Raw genomic sequence first — 20,604 nt, forward strand, 5'->3', positions numbered from 1 at the left:
TTGATTGCCTTTACACTGGTCATCCATACAGTTACCATTATTCACAGCTAAAACAATAATAAGGTATGTGAGTGAGTATAATTTTGGGCATTGATCCCGGCTCGCGATTCACAGGCTATGGCGTGATACAACAACAAGGCCATAAATTTGCCTATTTAGGCAGTGGGTGCATTAAACTAGGCGATAATCCTTTCCCCGAACGCTTGAAAATGATTTTTCAGGGCGTTACGCAACTTATCAGTCAGTTCAACCCAGATTCATTTGCCATTGAGCAAGTGTTTATGGCACACAACCCCGACTCAGCACTCAAGCTAGGGCAGGCAAGAGGCGCAGCCATCGTTGCGGCAACGATGGCAGATATCCCTGTTCATGAATACTCGGCGAGGCAAGTGAAGCAAGCGGTTGTTGGTAAAGGCTCAGCTGAAAAGACACAAGTACAGCACATGGTTAAACATATTTTGAAATTACCAGCAACCCCTCAGGCAGACGCAGCTGACGCGTTAGCAATTGCAATGTGCCATGGTCACTCACAGCAAAATCTTATTAAATTATCAGGCCAGGCGCGTAAAACAGTGCGTGGTCGTCTAAGGTAACTCAGAGGTAGCAATGATCGGACGAATTCGCGGAGAACTAGTAGAGAAACAGCCACCAGAAGTATTGGTGGACGTAGGCGGTGTTGGCTACGAGATAAATTTACCTATGAGCTGTTTTTACGCATTGCCCGAATGCGGGCAGCAGGTCACCCTCTTTACCCATTTTGTGGTGCGTGAAGACGCGCAACTGCTATTTGGTTTTAACACCAAAAATGAGCGAGCGCTATTTCGTGAGTTACTCAAAGCAAATGGGGTCGGGCCCAAGCTAGGACTCGGTATTTTATCCGGGATGTCTGCCGAACAATTTATCCACTGTGTACACCAAGGTGATGCAAGTACGCTGGTTAAGCTTCCTGGCGTAGGTAAAAAGACGGCAGAGCGATTGGTGTTAGAAATGAAAGATAGGCTCAAGGATTGGGGCCCTGACTTATTCACTCCACATACGGATGCGGCAGCGTTCTCCGCGGCTGGTGATACATTAGTCCATGGCAGCGCTCAGGATGATGCGGTTGCGGCGCTCGAAGCTCTGGGTTATAAGAATAACCAAGCAGTTAAAGCGGTTAAAGCAGTGGCAAAAGACGCCATGACTTCTGAGGAAATGATTAAGCAAGCGCTTAGAGCGATGCTGTAACGAGATACTCTAACGAGATACTCTAACGAGACAAATACATGATTGAAGCGGATAGACTAATAGAGCCTCAGCAGCAAGGTAATGAAGACGTTGTCGACAGAGCAATACGTCCCAAATTATTGGCAGATTACCATGGGCAACCTCATGTTAAACAACAAATGGATATCTTTATAGAAGCGGCTCGCTCGCGCAGCGAAGCACTTGATCATTTGTTGATTTTTGGTCCCCCTGGTTTGGGCAAAACGACCTTAGCAAACATTGTCGCCAATGAACTGGAAGTGAGCATAAAAACCACGTCAGGCCCCGTGCTCGAAAAAGCAGGGGACTTGGCGGCATTGCTTACTAACCTAGAAGCACATGATGTGTTGTTCATTGATGAAATTCACAGAATGAGCCCGCATGTTGAGGAAATTTTGTATCCAGCAATGGAAGACTATCAACTCGATATCATGATAGGTGAAGGTCCCGCAGCGAGGTCAATTAAATTAGACTTACCTCCTTTCACTCTGATTGGTGCTACCACTCGAGCAGGTTCATTAACGTCACCATTGCGTGACCGTTTTGGAATTGTACAGCGACTCGAGTTTTATAACGTTGACGACCTTGCGGCTATTGTAAAGCGTTCTGCATTTCATCTTGGCTTGGAAATTGATGAACAAGGCGCGTACGAAGTAGCCAAACGTTCACGTGGTACACCGCGAATTGCTAACCGATTACTGCGCCGTGTGCGTGACTTTGCTGAGGTTAAAGGAGATGGCTCTGTATGTGCAGACATCGCAGCCCAAGCATTGGACATGGTTGATGTGGATAAAAGTGGGTTCGATTACATGGACCGTAAGTACTTACTCGCTATTATTGAAAAGTTTATGGGTGGTCCAGTGGGGCTAGAAAACTTAGCTGCGGCCATTGGCGAAGAAAAGGAAACGATCGAAGATGTCATCGAGCCGTATCTTATCCAACAAGGCTTTATTCAACGCACGCCAAGAGGGCGTATTGTTTCAGACCATGCGTATGCCCATTTTGGATTGCAAAAATCACAGTCATAACACCTGATTTCTGTTTAGAAATATTATGCCGAGCCTTTGAGTTCGGCTTTTTTATATTAATTAGTCAGAACTTGTAGGGTGATTCACAACGTATTAAGACTTCTACGATTAGCATCAGTGCCGTTGAGGCAAAAAAAAGCCCGCTAGTAAGCGGGCTAAACAACAAGTTGAAGGAAGTAAATCCGAAACTACATCAGCTAAACAGTAGTAGGACTAATTAGCTGATGGGTGAGGTGGGGAATCAGAAACCACCTCATGAACTGTGCATAAGAGCCATATTTGGTTGCGCTAGCTCAGTACAGGGAGAATATTAAAGCTCAATGAGAATTTGTTCAAACTAGAAAAATTATTTTTTTCGGATAAAAAAAACTAATAGCGAATATTTTTTTAAAGTGGATTATTTAATCATTAAGTATGATGGTGAGTTGTCTATGGTCTGATATTTAAGGGTTTTTGTCTGGTTGTGCTTTTTTTGTTCTATTAGAATTACTATTTTTTAACTTCCTGCTCATTGTTAAAATGACAGCTTATGCGTCTATTTTGCATAAAACAGATGTTTTTTGAACTTTTTTGTACTCTTTGCTGCCTTAATAAGCAGCATTAATTGTCGTAATAGGGAAACTTGTATGCCATTCAACCAAGCATACGGGCAATTCATGGCAAGGCCATTGTCAGCTTAATAATGACTGGGTACACTAAGGTTTATTGTGTGTCGTACACTGTGTCGACTACGGATACAGTTTATAGAAGTAACTGCGCTCCAGGAGAAAAGACGTGGATTCAGGATTAAATTTTATTGATCTTATTTTAAAAGCGAGTGTGCTAGTTCAATTAGTCATGCTTACACTAGTCGCCTTATCCGTAATTTCATGGGCGATTATCATACAGCGTCGTAAAACACTCAGTAACGCGCTGTCTAATGCCAAGAAATTTGAATCTCGTTTTTGGTCCGGCGTGGACTTGTCAAAGCTTTATAACGAAATTTCAGCACGTGGTGCTCAAAGTGAAGGTGTGGAATTGATTTTCACCTCTGGTTTTAAAGAGTTCGCTCGTTCTAAAAAGTCGTCAACTAATTCAAGTGCGATTGCCATCGACGGTCCACATCGAGCAATGCGTGTTGCCTTATCACGTGAAATCGAAAAGTTAGAAAATGGTATTCCACTGCTTGCGACTATCGGGTCAATCAGCCCTTATATTGGTTTATTCGGAACTGTATGGGGGATCATGACGGCCTTTATTGCGTTAGGTGCGGTAAAGCAGGCCACCTTACAAATGGTTGCACCAGGTATCGCAGAAGCACTCATCGCGACAGCTATGGGCCTGTTTGCTGCTATTCCTGCGGTAATCGCGTATAACCGTTTCGCCACTAAATTAGAAAAAATAGAATCCTCCTACGCAAACTTTATGGAAGAATTCGCCAATATCCTTCATCGCCAATCGCTAACACAAGAGGTTAAATCTAATGTATCAGCGTAAGAAACGCCGTCCGGTCGCCGAGATCAACGTCGTTCCTTACATTGACGTGATGTTGGTGTTGCTAATCATCTTTATGGCGACGGCACCACTTATTACTCACGGCGTTAAAGTTGACCTTCCTAAAATGGAAAAATCGGATTTAGTTGAAACCAAAGATGCACCGCCAATTATCGCTTCGATAGACGCTGAAGGTCGCTACTACGTGAGTGTAGGTACGGACCCTGAAGCGCCTATGGATGCCGTTGATGTTGCCGCGGTTATTAAACTCAAATTGGATCAAAATCCAGAAACGCCCGTCATGATTAAAGGTTCAGGCCAAGTAAGCTACCAACAGGTTTTGCTTTTGATGGATTTCTTGAAACGTGCAGGTGTACCTGAAGTTGGACTTATGACGGAGTCGTTTGAGGATTAATATGCAGCAGTATAAAACGCCCCTGATAATCTCTCTTATATTACACGTTGCGCTTGTGGCTGCTTTGGTAGGTGCAAGCTTCTTGCGTACAAACGCACCTGAAGTTCTTAAAGTGACACTGAATGCGCCAAGCCCAGAAGAGACACCAGAAGAAATCGTCAGTGCTGTAGCGGTAGATCAAAAGGAAGTGAATAAGCGCATTGAAGACATGCGCAAGCAAGAAGAAGCCAAAAAGCGTGCCGAACAAGAGCGTATTCGTGAGCTTGAAAGTAGGGCAGCACAAGCCAAACGAGACAGTGCCGCTGAAGCTGAGCGAATCAAAAAGTTAGAGCAGCAGCGTAAAGCAAAAGAGCAAGAGCGCAAGAAAGCTGAAGCGGAAGCCAAAAAAGCGCGTGAACAAGAGCGCAAAGAACGCGAAAAAGCTAAGAAAGCGCAGCTCGAGAAGGAAAAAGCTGAAAAAGCAGCTAAAGCTGCGGCAGAAAAGCGTCGCAAGGAAGAAGAGGCAGCCAAGAAGGCTGAGGAAGAACGCAAGCGCAAAGAGGCAGAAGCTGCACGCAAAGCAGAAGAAGCGAGGCAAAAAGCCATCGCTGAGCAAATGATGCAAGAACAACTTGCTGCAGAACAAGCAGCGCGTTCAAAAGCACGGCGCCAGCAAGTGATGACCGAAGTGGATAAATATAAGGCGCTTATTGCTAGTCGCATTCAACAAAACTTGTTGATTGATGAGAGCTATCGCGGCAAAGAGTGTCGCTTAAACATCAAGCTTGCCTTTAATGGCCTCGTAACCAGTGTCAATTCGCTCGGTGGTGACAAGCAGATGTGTGAAGCGGCGCTGCGTGCAGTTCGCCGAGTTGATACATTACCTGTGTCAAAAGAGCGCGATGTATATGAAGAATTAAAAAATATTAACTTAACAGTTAGGCCGGAGTTTTAGGGGATGAATATGCTAAAAGCTTGTCGAATGTTTGTGCTATCTACGCTCGCAATGATGAGTATGTGGGCGCAAGCAGCATTGGAAATTGTCATTACTGAAGGGGTCGATAGTGCACGCCCTGTCGCAATTGTTCCATTTACATACAAAGGCACTGGCGAAATGCCATCGCGTATCAGTGAAGTTATTGCTGCTGATTTACGTCGCAGTGGTAAATTCAAACCTCTCGCTGAAATTGATATGCCACAGCGCCCTTCAAGTGATGCGGATATTGACTACAGTGCGTGGGTTGATCGTGGTGTAGAAGCGATTGTTGTTGGTTCAGTTGAGCAACAATCTGCGGGGCGTTATCTTGTAAGTTTCGAATTAATTGATGTGTTACGAGGTCAAATCACTGGCGGGGAAACGCGAGTGTTGAACAATGGCCAATTGACCAAAAGCCAAGATCATATTTTGGATGCGCGTGAAACGGTGATCCCAGCAGGTAGCTTCCGCCGTTATGGGCACCGTATTAGTGATGTTGTTTATGAGGCGCTCACAGGTGAACGTGGTGCTTTCTTAACTAAGATTGCTTATATAATCGTTCGTGATGACGAACCAAAGCCGTATCAGCTTGTCGTTGCTGACTACGATGGTTTCAATGAGCAAGTGCTATTGCGCTCAAAAGAGCCGCTCATGTCACCAGCTTGGTCTCCAGATGGTAACAAGATAGCGTACGTAACGTTTGAAAATCGCCAGAGCCAAATTTTTGTTCAGGACATCTATACAGGTCAACGTCAATTGATCACAAGCCACCCTGGCATCAATGGTGCACCGCAATTTTCACCTGATGGCTCAAAGCTCGCAATTGTGTTGTCAAAAGACCGTACGGGTGCAACCGAGCTTTATTTGTACGACTTAATTACTAAACAAGAACGTCGTTTGACTCGTCATCGCAGCATCGACACGGAGCCTACATGGCACCCTAACGGAAAAGAGATTTTCTTTACCTCGGAAAGAGGTGGTAATGCTCAGATTTATAAGTTAAATTTAGACTCTGGCCAAGTGAAGCGCATGACGTTTGATGGCGATATGAACCTAAACGGGTCAGTGACTCCAGACGGTAAGAATTTGGTAATGGTTAATCGAACTCTTGGTCGCTATCATATCGGTAAGAAGGATCTTGAAACGGGCAATTTCAGTGTGTTAACTCGTACTCGTCTAGATGAGTCACCAAGTATCGCACCAAATGGCTCGATGATTATCTACAGCACAATGCACAACAATAAAAATGTGTTGGCTTTGGTGTCAATGGACGGTCGCTTCAAAGCGCGCTTGCCTGTGCTAAATGGGCAAGTTAAATCGCCGTCATGGTCACCATTTTTATAATTCGCTAAGGTTATAGTCAGCTTTGGTCGCATAAACTTGATGTTTATGTAACTCGCTTACTATAGTAAGAAAAATTGAAAATCAGGTGATGGTTTCACTTAATTATAATAGGAATCTACTCAATGCAACTTAATAAACTATTAAAAAGCCTGCTTGTAGCTGTGCCAGTAATGACGCTAGCAGCATGTAGCTCATCTTCAGATCTTGAAGACGGTCAAGCTAATCAAACAAACCAAGTTGAAACCCAAACTGATACAGTTGAAGTTGAAACAGTTGTACGTGAAAAAACGGCTGAAGAGAAACTTCGTGAGAAGTATGAAGAGCTGCGTCAAAACCAAATCGTATACTTCGATTTCGACCGCGCTACTATTCAAAGCCAGTACGCTGAGCTTCTTCAAGCACACGCACAATTCCTTGCGCAAAACCCTTCAGTTAAAGTACTAATCGAAGGTCACGCAGATGAGCGCGGTACGCCAGAGTACAACATCGCGCTAGGTGAAAGCCGTGGTCAAGCAGTAGAGAAGTACCTAATGAGTCTAGGTGTAAACGCTAACCAAATGTCAGTTGTGAGCTATGGCGAAGAAAAGCCAATGATCAAAGCACGCAACGAAGAAGCGTTTGCTAAGAACCGCCGTGCGGTATTGGTATACTAATAAAGTAAAGAGTAATGATGAAGCCGAAAATTATTTTGGCAGCCTTACTCATGAGCGGGAGCACCCATGTTTGGGCTGCTCCCGCTCCTGTTTCTGAGGCAACTGCCAGCGAATCCAGTATTGAGCAGCGTTTAAGCCGCCTTGAGCAAATGATGCAGTCTCGCAATTTGCTTCAGGCTAACTTACAACAGCAGCTTGATTTATTACAAGACGAAGTCAGCCAACTACGTGGTATCACTGAAGAGCACAGTTACAAGCTCGAAAAAGTGCTACAGCGTCAACGAGAGCTGTATCAAGAAATTGAGAACCGTGTGAGTGCGGCATACACGCAGCAACCTAGCTATGACAGCCAGACGCCTGCAATGGGCACATCAATGCCTGACACGCCTGCGACAGCCTCTGAGGCGATGGTAAGCACCAATTTGTCTGAGAACGAAGCATATGACAGAGCGGTTAAGCTAATAATGCAGGACAAGCGTTATGAAGCAGCTATTCCAGAGTTTCAAGCCTTTGTGCAAACTTACCCAAATTCAGTCTATGTGCCGAATGCACATTACTGGCTAGGGCAGCTACTGACAATTCAAGGTGACACGGCTGGCGCAAAATCACATTTCGAAACGGTTGTGAATCAATACGCTGATTCAAGCAAACGTCCAGATGCGTTACTGAAGTTGGGCACATTGGAGCAGCAAGAAGGTCAATTAGCAAAAGCTAAGCAATTGTTTAATGAAATAATTACGCAATACCCTGATTCGACAGCTGCAAAACTTGCCATTGAGCGTGTTAGCAAGTTGTAGAAAATGGCACGAGTTGTTATGTTTTAGACTGCTTTGTAGCTAAAGCGGTCTAAAATTAGGCAACTAAACGGAAAAACTAAAAAAAACCGTGTATTTGTGTTGCACTTGGATTTTAAATAAGTATTATAAGCGCCCGCAGCAGGGGATAACCACACGGTAATAACTTAGCTGCTAATATGATTAGATGGGTCATTAGCTCAGTTGGTAGAGCAGTGGACTTTTAATCCATTGGTCGATGGTTCAAGTCCATCATGACCCACCATCTTCATATTATAATTCGCACCGCGTTGGGTCATTAGCTCAGTTGGTAGAGCAGTGGACTTTTAATCCATTGGTCGATGGTTCAAGTCCATCATGACCCACCATTCGCGAATTCGATCTATAAGTGGGTCATTAGCTCAGTTGGTAGAGCAGTGGACTTTTAATCCATTGGTCGATGGTTCAAGTCCATCATGACCCACCACTTAGATTTCAACTTTATGTTGGGTCATTAGCTCAGTTGGTAGAGCAGTGGACTTTTAATCCATTGGTCGATGGTTCAAGTCCATCATGACCCACCACTCATAAAGTAATGCCTCGCTATTAATAGCAAATGGGTCATTAGCTCAGTTGGTAGAGCAGTGGACTTTTAATCCATTGGTCGATGGTTCAAGTCCATCATGACCCACCATTTGCTTTCTATTTCTCTCAACCTTGTCAGGTTATTCTTTTTTCTAATTAGTTAGTTACTCTCAATCGCAGTGAACATCAGCGGTTTGCTTCTTTTTCTCGTGATAGTTTCGTATAATTGCATCATTATTTGTAATGTAGAATTAGTTTGACCAGTATGGGTATTAGCGAACAGATCATGCCTGAGGATTATATTTTTCCTCCAAAGCCAGCTCCACTTTCAGATGATGAAAAGGTAGCGTACAAAGAACGTATCAAGACATTGCTAGTTGAGAAAAAAGCAGTATTGGTAGCGCATTATTATACCGACCCTGAAATTCAGGCGTTAGCTGAAGAAACAGGTGGCTGTGTAGCAGATTCATTAGAAATGGCACGATTTGGTGCTCGCCAAGATGATGCCGAGATGATCATCGTTGCGGGTGTTCGCTTCATGGGCGAAACTGCCAAAATTCTTACTCCAAACAAAACTGTTGTGATGCCGACACTCGATGCGACATGTTCACTCGATGTAGGTTGCCCAATTGATGACTTTAGTGCTTTTTGTGATCAACACCCAGAGCGCAAAGTTGTGGTCTATGCAAACACGTCTACGGCCGTGAAAGCTCGTGCTGATTGGATAGTGACATCGTCATGTGCGCTTGAGATTGTCGAGCACCTTGATAGTGAAGGCGAAACCATTATTTGGGGACCGGATAAGCACTTAGGTAGTTACATTCAGAAAAAGACTGGCGCTGACATGATCATTTGGAATGGTGCATGTATCGTTCACGATGAATTTAAAACTAAAGCGCTTAAAGATATGAAGGCGTTGCACCCAGACGCTGCGGTTCTTGTACACCCTGAGTCTCCAGCTGAGATTGTGGATTTAGCGGATGCAGTCGGTTCAACCAGCCAGCTTATTAAAGCGGCGCAAGAAATGGACAACAAAAAGTTCATCGTTGCTACTGACCGCGGTATCTTCTACAAAATGCAGCAGCTTTGTCCTGAGAAGGAATTTTTTGAAGCACCGACTGCAGGTGAAGGGGCAACGTGTAAAAGTTGCGCACATTGCCCGTGGATGGCGATGAACGGCCTTAAAGCGATTGAAGAAGCATTACTGGACCCAACGGGTAAAGAAGTGTTCGTTGATATGGAATTGCGCGAAGGCGCCTTACGTTCGCTTAACCGTATGTTGGACTTCACTGCAAGCATGTCGCGTTAATGGTGTTTATCTAACCAATTGATTTGATTTTGGTAAAAACACCTTGCAAGGCATTCAGCGTTTGCTTAGTATAAGCGGCGCTGCACTTGCAGCCCAGTTTTAGTGTGGAGAGATGGCTGAGTGGCTGAAGGCGCACGACTGGAACTCGTGTATACGTTAATAGCGTATCGAGGGTTCAAATCCCTCTCTCTCCGCCATTCTATTTCAGAGCCTCGTAATTTTACGGGGCTTTGTCGTTTCTGAGGAGCAGAAGTGCTCACTCTCGTCATTTTTTGATAAATGAACGCGTAATAAGATTAAAATCGCTCCCATTTTCTCATCACCCCAGTGCTTGCTCATTACTGGTTACGATCCACGCTCAGTGCAGAATTTCTGAATTTTGTTTACGCCAAACGTTCATGCAATGAGGTAATGCACGTCGATGTAAAAGTACTTACGTCTCATTATTTTTAATTTAGCAACAATCTCCTGTCAGTATGAATTTTATGTCTATACTAAGTTTGTCATACACACTTTATGAGACTCAAAGTGGCATTTACAGCTGTTGAAAAGATAGAGGCACCGCTCCTTGATGAGCAAAAAGTGCCCCCCTGATATACGTCGTTGATGACGAAGAAATATCACTTGAAATACTCAAAGAATTACTCAAACCTTTAGGTGATGTAGTTGGTTTTCCCGACGGTGAATCCTGCGTGGAAGCCTGTGAGAAAAAACTGCCTGACATTATCATTATGGACGTGAATTTGGGGGCAGTGAGTGGTCTGCAAATCTGTAGGAAATTGAAATGCATGTCATCAACTAAAGATGTGCCCATAATTTTCATCACCGCTAGCCAAACCACACATGCAGAATCTGAGTGCTGGCAAGCGGGTGGGGCAGACTTTGTGTACAAGCCGGTAAATGCCATGACGCTGCAGCATCGTGTTCGCTCGCAACTTAGGTATAAGCAACAGGCCGACCAATTACGTCAACTTACCTATGTCGATGAACTTTGTGGAATCTACAATAAGCGATTCCTCTTAGATTCACTATCACGCGATGTGCGCTCTGCGAAGAGAAGTCGTACCCCGATTTCATTGCTGATGGTGGATATTGATTGGTTTAAGTTGTTTAACGACTTTTACGGTCACTTACATGGCGATACATGCCTGAAAGAAGTTGCCCAGACCCTCAAGGGTTGTTTACTTAGGCCAAACGATTACATAGCGCGTTATGGCGGAGAGGAATTCACTTGTGTACTCAATGGCACAACAGAAGAGGAAGCTGTTACGGTCGCAACGAGGATGATTGAAGCCATAGAGGCCGTTAATATTAGGCATGAAAAGAGTGAGTTTGGTCGAGTGACAATTAGTATCGGTATTTTTTGCGCTCAAAAGTTAGAAAACCTGCAGGACAAAACCATTTTGCAATACGCCGACTCTAACCTGTACGAAGCTAAACGCAGAGGTCGTGCGCAGATTGTAAGTAGCTGTGATAGGCATATAAATTCAGTGTAGACAGCCGCTTTCATAATATTATTCGAAATGCATCTGAATAGGTGTGTGCCTAGGGGTTTTTATCGCCATAACATGGGCGTACACAATTTATTGCACTTTAATTACCTGTAACCATGCTAAATCGCTAGACACTGTTGATACAGATTCGTACATTGTTGTCCATAAATACAATAAAAACACACTATTAAGGATAATAGCGAATGAAATTTAAGCGCCTCGCGTGTGCGATAGCAATGGGTTTGGGTGGCTTCAGTGCCACAGGTTACGCAAATCAAATTACACCAGATTCCTCAGAAGTCATTACCAAGCTCAGTGCACAATCGCAATCAGTCCGTCTCGATTTTCAGAAATTCACCCTAGAGAATGGCTTGGAAGTTATATTCCACATCGACAATTCTGACCCTGTTGTAGCAGTTACACTGGCTGCTCATGTTGGTTCTTCGCGAGAAAAGCGAGGCCGTACAGGCTTTGCGCATTTGTTTGAACACTTACTCTTTTTAGAATCAGAAAATCTTGGCAAAGGTGGCCTGGACAAAATGAGTGCACGTATTGGAGGCTCAGGCGCCAATGGCTCCACGAGTCGCGATGTCACCAATTATATGCAAACGGTTCCTAACGATGCCTTAGAAAAAATGATTTGGGCAGAAGCAGACAAACTCGGTTATTTCATTAATACAGTGACAGACCCTGTATTAGCGAAAGAAAAAGAAGTGGTCAAAAATGAGAAGCGCCAACGTGTCGACAATAGACCTTATGGCCATATTTTTGATGTGATCAGCACGAATCTATATCCAGCATCTCACCCCTATAGTTGGTTGCCGATAGGCTCTCTGGAAGATTTGCAAGCAGCGACCCTTCAAGATGTAAAAGATTTTTATACGCAATGGTATGTGCCGAATAACACTACACTGGTGATCTCGGGCGATTTTGAGCCAAAACAAGCACGGCAGTGGGTAGAGAAATACTTCAAAGACATTCCAAAAGGCCCCGAAGTGCCTAAGCAGTTGAAGCGTAAAATTACACTAGAAAAAACCAAAAAGTTTTATCATGAGGACAAGTTTGCGACGCTGCCTCAGTTGACCCAAGTTTGGCCAACACCAGAAGAATTTCATCCCGATACTTACGTGATTGACGTGCTTATCAAGCTTTTAGTCGACTCTAAAGACGCGCCTTTGTACAACGAACTTGTTGAAAAACAAAAGCTCACATCAGGTATACAGTTGTTTGACTATCGTTCTGAATTGGCATCAGAGTTATTTCTCATGATAACCGCGTTTGAAGGCGTTGACCTCGATACGGTCCACAAGGCGATTAATCAAGGCTTTAAGCGTTTCGAACATGAGCGATTCACTGATGCAGATATTGAGCGAATCAAAGCGGGGCTTGAAACGGAATTTTATCAAAAACTTTCAAGCGTAGTGGGTAAAGGCGTACAGCTTGCCGATTACAACCTGCTTGCTGATGATCCCGAGATGATTAATAAAGAAATAGAGTTTATTCGCCAAGTAAGCAAAGAAGATATCTGGCGGGTCTACAACCAATACATTAAAGGCAAAGATTACATCTCGGCGAGCTTTGTGCCCCAAGGACAATTGTCGCTTGCGGTTGAGGGTGCAATGAAAGCAAATATCACTGAAGAAAAAGTGGTGATGGGCCAAGAAGCGAAGTTTGATACAGCTCAGAAAAAGGCGTACGAGAAAACGCCTTCAAGTTTTGACCGTTCTGTTGAGCCGCCTTATGGCAAAATGCCTGTTGTGCCTGTGCCCGATGTAAAACAGTCTGTTTTAAGTAATGGTATTCAGGTGTCTTCTATCTACTCAGATGAAGTGCCGCTAGTGGAATTCAAGCTGCGTATTGAAGGTGGCATGTTGTTCGATGCGCATGAAAAATCGGGTACTGCGAACTTGCTCGCTGATATGCTAAACCGCGGCACTGCGTTGATGACACCAGCTGAATTGGAAAAAGCGATTAAACAACTGGGCTCCAAAATCGATGTGTTTGCGTCAGAAGAGTCTGTAACGATTAACGGTAGCACGCTTGCTCGGAATTTTGATGCAACGATCGCGTTAGTGACACAGATGTTGCTGCAACCAAGATGGGATGAGAATGAGTTTGCCCTCGCAAAAAGCGCAGCATTGAGTCAGATTCAACAGCGACTCAGTGATCCACAAGCAATCGCTGAATTAAAAATGAAGGAAGTAATCTATTCAGCGGATCACCCATTGCGATATTCACTGATTGGCACTGATGGCAGTGTGCAACAAATCACACTTGATGACCTAAAAGCATTTCACCGTGAAAAATTTGCTCCACAGCTTGCAAGCATTAATGTGGCGGGTGCAGTTGATCATGAACGCGTAGTAAAGTCATTATCGCAATTAGAACAGTCTTGGACTAAATCGGCAGTATCTGCGCCAACCGTTGCGATTCCTGACATGCCACAAAAAGCCAGCGTGTACTTCTATGACATGCCTGGGGCGAAGCAATCTACTTTGTATATTGGTCACCCTGCATTGTTGGCGAGCGACAACGACTTTTATCGTGCGTTGGTGATGAATTACATTTTAGGTGGTGGCAGTTTTGCTTCTCGCTTAACTCAAGAACTCCGTGAAGGAAAAGGCTACACATACGGCATAGACTCTGGCTTCGATGCAACCCAAAATTCGTCATTGTTTACCATAAATACAAGTGTCAGAACGAATGTGACCTATGAGGCACTCGCGTTGATTAAACAAATTGTGGAGCAATACAGTACAACCTTCACAACCGCAGATTTAGCCACAACTCAAGAGTATTTTATAAAGAGTAATGCGCGCCGTTTTGAAACCCTGTCAGCAAAAATTGGTGTTTTAAAAAATATGAACATGCTGGATTTACCGACAGATTACGTACAGCAAAGAGCAAAGCAAGTGCAGTCATTAACCGTAGCTGATGTACAAACACTTGCGCGGGAAAATATTCACCCAGATAAGCTAGTGTATATAGTGGTAGGGGATGCGCAAACGCAACTAGCGGGCCTGTCTAAGCTGGGTCTAGGTGAGGTTGTTAAGTTAAATTAAATCGTATGAGCGGCGTGATAAAAATTCGCGTCGCTCATTTTTAACCCTTGCTAGGCGAGTTCTTCAGCTACTTCTACCACTTTTTGTCGCAACCAGATATGGCTTACATCTCGGTGTAAAAGTGGCGACCAAATCATGTCGAGCTCGAAAGGCGGGATAGGGAATGGTGGTTCAAGTATGGTTAGTCCAGGATCGTCTTGATATATTTTCGCAGCCTTTGATGGCAGTGTGGCAACGAGGTTTTGCTCTTTTGCTAAGTGAATTGCGACGTGATAGTTACGTGTAAACGTTGCAATGTTCCGATGTTTACCGAAATGCGCTAATGCTTCGTCTACCCAGCCTAATTTTTGTACGTCCTTGGGATCCATGCCCACACCCACACCAAAGCCGGTTTTACTGACCCATATATGCCGCGCTTGAAGGTATTGCTCCAAATTAAAGTTGTTCTGAATAGGATTGTCTGACTTCACTAAACAAGAGAAGCTATCCTTCCATATTCGCTTATGGTGAAAAGATTGTGGCAACTTTTCAAAGCGGTTTATAGCCATATCCACTTTGCCATTTTCCACGTCATGGAAGTTAACATCACTGGGGGTGAGAATATCCAGCGTAGTGTCGGGGGCTTCGGCATGGAGCTTGCTCAGAAGGCGTGGCGCGAGGGTGCTGGCCGCATAATCGCTTGCCATAATTCGAAATACGCGTTTACTACTTGCAGGCTCGAAGTCTCTATTCGGTGCCAGTGTTTCTTCTAGCGTCATTAGTACACCGCGAATTACCGGTTGCAATTCTAATGCGCGTTCAGTTGGCACCATGCCTTCACTGGTACGTACTAAAAGAGGATCGTTGAGAAGGTTTCTCAGCCTTTTCAGCCCGTTACTCATCGCTGGCTGAGTAATACTGAGCTGGTTTGCAGCTTTGGTTACGTTGCATTCGCGTAACAAGGTATCGAGATAAACGAGTAGGTTTAAATCAATTTTGTTTATGTTCATTACTTGCTGCCATTTTTATTATTTATAGTGATTGTAGCGTAACTTATACGATAGAAACACACTACCAAAGATGTATGAATCTTTGTTCTTGAGGATAAGGGTAAACTTGTTTGTATTCGCCTTGCTTGATTTTTTGTTGTGCAAGGCGCCAATACTGCGCTGTGGTAAGTTCCTGATGATATTTCAAAAACACTTCCTTATGCGCTAAATTAGGTAATACGAATGTAGTCAGCTGTGCTGGAAAGACATCGTTAGGTGCAACAGAAAGCATGCTTTCATCAAAACCGTCAAAGTCTCTAAATTGCATGTCTGTGAGGTATTGTACTTCGTCGTAATCGTAGAACACCACGCGGCGGTGTTTTGTGACTCCGAAATTTTTTAGCAACATGTCTCCTGGGAAGATATTGGCAGCGATCATGTCTTTGAGTGCTTGGCCGTATTCTCGAATAGCTTGCTCAGCTCGTTCGGAGTCTACTTCCTGAAGATACAGGTTGAGAGGCGTCATTCTGCGCTCAATATACAGATGTTTGATAATGAGCATGTCATCTTCTATGCGCATTGAATTGGAGATACTATTTTGTAGGGTGTGAAGCAACTCCTCACTAAAACAGCTCAAGGGTAACGCAACATTGGAATATTCTAGTGTGTCAGCCATTCTCCCGACGCGATCGTGTCGCTTTACTAATTGGTACCGCTCTAGCACGGTTGAACGACCAAAAGGCTTACTGGAACCGAACTTGTCACGAATGACTTTGAATACGTAAGGAAATGAAGGTAAGTTTATAACCATCATGACCATACCGGGCGTACCTGCTGCCAGCTCAAAGCGTTCGTTTGAATGCTTCATATGCTCTAACAATTCACGATAAAACTCTGTTTTACCTTGTTTATGAAAGCCAATTGCGTTGTAAAGTTCAGCTTTTGTCTTCCCTGGCATCAGTTGATTTAAAAAGTGTACAAGTGCAGAAGGTGCGTGCGTTTGCACCATAAAGTAGGCGCGGGCAAAGCCAAATATAACGCGCATTTGAGATGAACGCGTAAGCAGTGCATCTATGTACAAGCCTTTGCTTTTATTGTGTAAAACAGCGATGACGAAGGGTTGTGAGCCTGCTGCAGAGACTATTCTACCTACAATGTAAGCAGCTTGACCGCGATAAAAAGGCGCTTGTAAGATATCAAAGCGCATTTGGTGGCTTTTTACGTGTGTTTCCGGCGCTTGCTTAATAAACGCTTTCATTAATAAGCGAATATCCCTGTCTAAATTCGCAAATTCACAACCAAATTCAAATTGAGTGATGATTTGTCTAATCGTCGGTTTAAGGCCATCTATGACGGGAAAATAACTCCGATATTCCGCCTCAACTGGTAATGCCGGTGCATCAGCAAGGGTCGCTTGTACAAAGATAAAATCGTTATTGTAGTATTTACGCTCGAACAGGCGACAAAACACTGAATTATAAAATGTTTCTGCTAGTTCGGCTTGTGGGTGAAAGAGTAAAAATTGTTGGTAACACGACTTTGTGTTGGTCCAAAGCGTCGGCTCTGATGCAGGATCGCTGACGCGTGTTTGCAGTGCTTCAACAGTCTCATTGACACGCGCATCGTAATAGCTAATACGAAGACTCGCTATTTCTCGCATTAATGCCCAATCACGTGTTGCGAAAGCTTGAGGTGCTTGCGCTGTGATTGATTGAAACAGTTTGTAGTGATTAGAGAAACCGTTAAGAATTTGCTGAGCGATTGCCTGCGCGTACACGTCCTTTTGCCTATAGAGTCTATACTCTAAGCCAGATTAAGCGATGGGTCTTTGTAAAAGCAAGTATTATTGGAACTTTTCCAAGGACTTTTGGAGCGAAGCCAAGCTACTCTCAGACTCTTTAATACGTTGTGTGTAACGCTTGTCTATGTTCTTGATGTTTTCTTTCACTTCTACTTTAAGTGCTTTTCGTTCTTCATCTGACATGAGACGTTCAAGTCTTTGCTCTTGCTCGAGGGTCCTAGCACTGCGTTCGCGTTTTAACACCACTACTTGATGCTTAGTACTGCGAATTTGCAGTTCAATACTCTCACGCTTGCGTTCCTTCTCTAGTTGCGTCAAAGGCTTAGAGAAATCCTCTTTAGGGGCTTTGAGATTAGGGTTAGAATGTTTGACTTCCAATTCTTGCGCGTTGTTGTCGCAAGGGAATTGGCTGAAAACAGTCCCTTCCGATGTTTGGCATTTGTAGATAACTACATTGGCAAATGTGGTTGTGGACAAGGTTGCGCATAGCGCGCAAATCCCCATTTTAAATGCAAGTAACTTAGTCACTGTGCTACCTCGTTATTATTATTCCTCTCATTCCTCAGTTCAAATATAGATTAACTGAAACTGAATGTCACGGACGTAGTAAAAAGGTATTAAAAACAGGTAAATGGTAAGCGCGACTATTGAGCGTTAAAACGTTTGAGTTGTTTGATGCCTTGAATTAAGTAGGGCACATTGAGTTCTTGGTCTACGCTAAAGCCTTCACTCGCAGAGATATGTTTGAAGCTACCATCGCTAGAAAGCAAGGTGATTCTATCTTTACTTAATGCGATGAACACACCATGCGAATAATTGACATCAGCAAAGCGCTTTTCGCCAATCATGTTGTTCGCAATAAGTGCGCTTTGCGCCAATTCAGGGCATTGCCAAAACTCACTGAGTACCGTTGCAAGAATATCTTGTGGTTGGACGATATGAGTCACCGAATTTAGTCGTGGTGCAGTAGACCACAATTGATTGATTGTGGTGATTTGTTCAGTTGTTCCGCTGTGTGTAGTGAATGCAAATACTAATGTGTTTGAGCGCGCTTTCTCTTGTGAGTCCAAACTCACATTTACCAAGGCATTTTCATCATTGTGAATGAAATCATATCCCTTTAGAGAAGTGCGTAAAGTAATAGGGGCGCGGCGCCACAGTGGGTCGATGCTGTCCTTTTGCATGCTTGCGCGGTAGTAGCTTGGCAGGCCATACAACGCATTAAAAACAGTATCTTGTTGATCCGAAGGGTGCAAGATAGGACCTACGAGTCTCATCTCGTCGGTATTTTTAACAAATGTATCGAGTCCGTCTTGGCTACTAAACAATCGGATGTCTATACCTGTGGTTGTTTCGTTAATTTCACAGCTAGGCAGTGTCGCTGGCATAACAAAACTCACTGTGGGTGAATTGACACTCACAGCTCTGGCTTGCTCATAGCGTTCTAAATCGAGTAGATCATGCTTCGCCAGCAGTGCTTTCGCTGTTGTTGGGTATGACAGCGGCAACATATTGTCTTGCTTGGTTATATCGAATTTTAATTCGGCATCAGCCCAAATATGAATACTGTGACTCATCGCGAAGCACAAAACGAGTACACCAGAGATTTTTTTACCAAAACGGTGGCGTTTGAGCTCGCCTAGGTGATGCCATGCGTAATTACTGACTAATAACTGGTAGCCAAGAATCATCATGATGATGGCTAATACTAACAAGGTAGAGAGAGCTGGAGTATTGCTAACATTACGCCAAAAAAGCGACAGTATCTCTCTTAGTGAATCATAATTCAGATGATAGCCAAGGTTGTAGTACACAAAGGCATCTACAGCTAGCAGTGTCATTCCCGCAGTCGCGAGAATCGAGGCCATCCCCCTGATGTGCCTTGGATAGGGGAAGACTAAAGAAAGCGGAAATATGGTGAGCACGAAGGCTAAAAAGGTGATGAAAGCCGTATGACTTAGCCAGGTGATAATCATATAAAACGTACCGATGGCACTTGTTGGCAAGGCATCAGCGAATAAATATGGCAAGCTCACGAGCAACGCAAGAATGATATTGGCTAGTGTGAACCAATGGCCCCAAGCCAGTAGTTGACTGGCTTTTGACGAAAATTGGTTTTGCGTTGCTAGATTCATCAAACTACTTGATTGAGTCTGTTAAAGCATTGGCAAAGTTTTGGGCGACTGACGTTCTTTTTGCTTCAGGCACATGCTCTTTAATAATATGCGTGATAGTATTGCCAAGACACATCAGGCTTAAATCAACCGGTGCATTTTTGTTGGCAAGAACAGCAATAAGCTGGTCCACAAGTTGTTCTACTTCTTCATTTTTGTATTTAGATAACGCTGGCATCGGTGGATTCATTACTGATTTATATATGTCCTTGTATTTTAACACCGTAGGAGTGAAAAACAAAGATGACGACCGAGGTTAAGAAGCTGGTTGTACATTACGTAGATAAAGAAGATGAGAATACCCAAATTCACTTGCGTAATGACGAAATGCCTATCAATGAGCGTGTTAATATATTTATCGAGCAATTGCACCATGCCTACAACGGTAAACCTGGTAAAGGGTTTTGTGCGTTTAGCCCAGAGAAAAACAGTGTTGTTGCAAGCTCAATGCAAAGTTATCGCAATAACGAGATGGGCTTTTGGCATGTTACTGAAAAAGCAGCTGAAGTATTAAAAGAAGAGCTAGATAAGTATGCTTTTAATGAAACTGGTTATCTTATTTTTTGCCATTATCAGTATGTCGCGACAGATTACATCTTAATTGCGCTTATTAATATCAAAGAACATTACAGCATCACATCAGAATTAGACTTGGCTTCCTCTCGTCATTTGGATATTACCCGAATGCAGCTCGCCGCACGTATCGATTTGCAAGCGTGGGACACCCAAGCCGATGAAAATCGTTATATCTCGTTTATCAAAGGTCGTGCCGGACGTAAGGTCGCAGACTTCTTTTTAGATTTTCTTGGTTGTGAAGAAGGCATCGATCCTAAACAGCAAAGTCGTTCAATGCTGACAGCGGTTGAAGATTATTTGAGTGACCAAGGCTTTGATAAATCAGAAAAGGATGAACGTCGTAAAGAAGTGTTCGAATACTGTAACGATAGAATCAACAGCGGTGAAGACGCAAACCTTGAAGAAATCGGCTCTGTTATTTCAAAAGATGACGAAACCAGCTTTAACGATTTTTATCAGCAGCAAAATTACGATATAGCAGAGTCATTTCCAGTTGATAAAAAAACCGTTACAGGGATGGTTAAGTTGTCAGGTATGGGTGGCGGCGTGAGTGTAGGCTTCGAGCGTAAGCATCTCGGTGAGCGTGTTATTTACGATCCGGTAAATGACACTCTGACGATTAAAGGCGTACCACCTAATCTTAAAGATCAATTAGACCAACTCGATAAAGCGTGAGTTTAATGCTTTGCGTTCTGAGGTAACAATTAAAGAGGGTATACGCCCTCTTTTTTTGTGCAGGAACAAAAGATGACA

At 43.7% G+C, this 20,604-nt stretch carries 18 protein-coding genes and 6 tRNA genes; 19 read left to right on the forward strand and 5 right to left on the reverse strand.

Annotated features, from left to right (window positions below):
- The first annotated feature begins 71 nt into the window (after positions 1 to 71).
- From ruvC to ACH19P_RS08125, 18 genes are all read left to right on the forward strand, one after another.
- Positions 72 to 593: a crossover junction endodeoxyribonuclease RuvC gene (gene ruvC / locus ACH19P_RS08040; RefSeq protein WP_462158089.1), complete on the forward strand. Its 522-nt coding sequence runs from the start codon at positions 72 to 74 to the stop codon at positions 591 to 593.
- 13 nt (positions 594 to 606) lie between these two features.
- Positions 607 to 1,224, forward strand: coding sequence for a Holliday junction branch migration protein RuvA (gene ruvA, locus ACH19P_RS08045; RefSeq protein WP_462158090.1), 618 nt, complete (start codon positions 607 to 609; stop codon positions 1,222 to 1,224).
- 38 nt (positions 1,225 to 1,262) lie between these two features.
- Complete coding sequence (gene ruvB, locus ACH19P_RS08050; RefSeq protein WP_462158091.1) at positions 1,263 to 2,270, forward strand: Holliday junction branch migration DNA helicase RuvB; 1,008 nt, start codon at positions 1,263 to 1,265, stop codon at positions 2,268 to 2,270.
- 774 nt (positions 2,271 to 3,044) lie between these two features.
- Positions 3,045 to 3,746, forward strand: a complete 702-nt coding sequence (tolQ, locus tag ACH19P_RS08055) for a protein TolQ (protein WP_462158092.1) — start codon at positions 3,045 to 3,047, stop codon at positions 3,744 to 3,746.
- A complete protein-coding gene (tolR, locus tag ACH19P_RS08060) occupies positions 3,733 to 4,158 on the forward strand; it encodes a protein TolR (RefSeq protein ID WP_462158093.1) in 426 nt (141 codons plus the stop codon). The genes tolQ and tolR overlap by 14 nt, the downstream gene beginning before the upstream one ends.
- 1 nt (position 4,159) lies before the next feature.
- Entirely contained in the window at positions 4,160 to 5,092 is a 933-nt protein-coding gene (tolA, locus tag ACH19P_RS08065; protein ID WP_462158094.1) for a cell envelope integrity protein TolA, read from the forward strand.
- 9 nt (positions 5,093 to 5,101) lie between these two features.
- Positions 5,102 to 6,457, forward strand: coding sequence for a Tol-Pal system beta propeller repeat protein TolB (gene tolB, locus ACH19P_RS08070; protein ID WP_462158095.1), 1,356 nt, complete (start codon positions 5,102 to 5,104; stop codon positions 6,455 to 6,457).
- Between the two features lie 122 nt (positions 6,458 to 6,579).
- Complete coding sequence (gene pal / locus ACH19P_RS08075) at positions 6,580 to 7,110, forward strand: peptidoglycan-associated lipoprotein Pal (RefSeq protein WP_462158096.1); 531 nt, start codon at positions 6,580 to 6,582, stop codon at positions 7,108 to 7,110.
- Between the two features lie 17 nt (positions 7,111 to 7,127).
- Complete coding sequence (ybgF, locus tag ACH19P_RS08080) at positions 7,128 to 7,907, forward strand: tol-pal system protein YbgF (protein ID WP_462159329.1); 780 nt, start codon at positions 7,128 to 7,130, stop codon at positions 7,905 to 7,907.
- Positions 7,908 to 8,093: 186 nt separating this feature from the next.
- A tRNA-Lys gene (locus ACH19P_RS08085) sits at positions 8,094 to 8,169 on the forward strand.
- 27 nt (positions 8,170 to 8,196) lie between these two features.
- A tRNA-Lys gene (locus ACH19P_RS08090) sits at positions 8,197 to 8,272 on the forward strand.
- Positions 8,273 to 8,294: 22 nt separating this feature from the next.
- A tRNA-Lys gene (locus ACH19P_RS08095) sits at positions 8,295 to 8,370 on the forward strand.
- A 21-nt stretch (positions 8,371 to 8,391) separates the two neighbouring features.
- Positions 8,392 to 8,467, forward strand: a tRNA-Lys gene (locus ACH19P_RS08100).
- A 34-nt stretch (positions 8,468 to 8,501) separates the two neighbouring features.
- Positions 8,502 to 8,577 (forward strand) — tRNA-Lys (locus ACH19P_RS08105).
- Positions 8,578 to 8,733: 156 nt separating this feature from the next.
- On the forward strand, positions 8,734 to 9,777 hold the full coding sequence (gene nadA / locus ACH19P_RS08110) for a quinolinate synthase NadA (protein WP_462158097.1): 1,044 nt from the start codon (positions 8,734 to 8,736) through the stop codon (positions 9,775 to 9,777).
- A gap of 106 nt (positions 9,778 to 9,883) precedes the next feature.
- A tRNA-Ser gene (locus ACH19P_RS08115) sits at positions 9,884 to 9,974 on the forward strand.
- A 396-nt stretch (positions 9,975 to 10,370) separates the two neighbouring features.
- Entirely contained in the window at positions 10,371 to 11,273 is a 903-nt protein-coding gene (locus tag ACH19P_RS08120; protein ID WP_462159330.1) for a GGDEF domain-containing response regulator, read from the forward strand.
- A 200-nt stretch (positions 11,274 to 11,473) separates the two neighbouring features.
- A complete protein-coding gene (locus ACH19P_RS08125; RefSeq protein ID WP_462158098.1) occupies positions 11,474 to 14,332 on the forward strand; it encodes a M16 family metallopeptidase in 2,859 nt (952 codons plus the stop codon).
- 50 nt (positions 14,333 to 14,382) lie between these two features.
- Here ACH19P_RS08125 and ACH19P_RS08130 read toward each other — a convergent pair whose 3' ends face one another.
- The 5 genes from ACH19P_RS08130 to ACH19P_RS08150 all read right to left on the reverse strand — a co-directional run bounded on the left by ACH19P_RS08130 (position 14,383) and on the right by ACH19P_RS08150 (position 19,453).
- Entirely contained in the window at positions 14,383 to 15,321 is a 939-nt protein-coding gene (locus ACH19P_RS08130; RefSeq protein ID WP_347390779.1) for a LysR family transcriptional regulator, read from the reverse strand.
- Between the two features lie 61 nt (positions 15,322 to 15,382).
- Complete coding sequence (aceK, locus tag ACH19P_RS08135) at positions 15,383 to 17,077, reverse strand: bifunctional isocitrate dehydrogenase kinase/phosphatase (RefSeq protein WP_462158099.1); 1,695 nt, start codon at positions 17,075 to 17,077, stop codon at positions 15,383 to 15,385.
- Between the two features lie 66 nt (positions 17,078 to 17,143).
- Positions 17,144 to 17,629: a hypothetical protein gene (locus tag ACH19P_RS08140; RefSeq protein WP_462158100.1), complete on the reverse strand. Its 486-nt coding sequence runs from the start codon at positions 17,627 to 17,629 to the stop codon at positions 17,144 to 17,146.
- Between the two features lie 116 nt (positions 17,630 to 17,745).
- Positions 17,746 to 19,236, reverse strand: a complete 1,491-nt coding sequence (locus tag ACH19P_RS08145) for a DUF3413 domain-containing protein (protein WP_462158101.1) — start codon at positions 19,234 to 19,236, stop codon at positions 17,746 to 17,748.
- Between the two features lie 4 nt (positions 19,237 to 19,240).
- On the reverse strand, positions 19,241 to 19,453 hold the full coding sequence (locus ACH19P_RS08150) for a YejL family protein (protein WP_462158102.1): 213 nt from the start codon (positions 19,451 to 19,453) through the stop codon (positions 19,241 to 19,243).
- A 65-nt stretch (positions 19,454 to 19,518) separates the two neighbouring features.
- Here ACH19P_RS08150 and yejK point away from each other — a divergent pair, with 65 nt between their 5' ends.
- Positions 19,519 to 20,526, forward strand: a complete 1,008-nt coding sequence (yejK, locus tag ACH19P_RS08155) for a nucleoid-associated protein YejK (protein ID WP_462158103.1) — start codon at positions 19,519 to 19,521, stop codon at positions 20,524 to 20,526.
- The last annotated feature ends 78 nt before the right edge of the window (positions 20,527 to 20,604 follow it).

The organism is Pseudoalteromonas sp. GB56 (assembly GCF_054923835.1).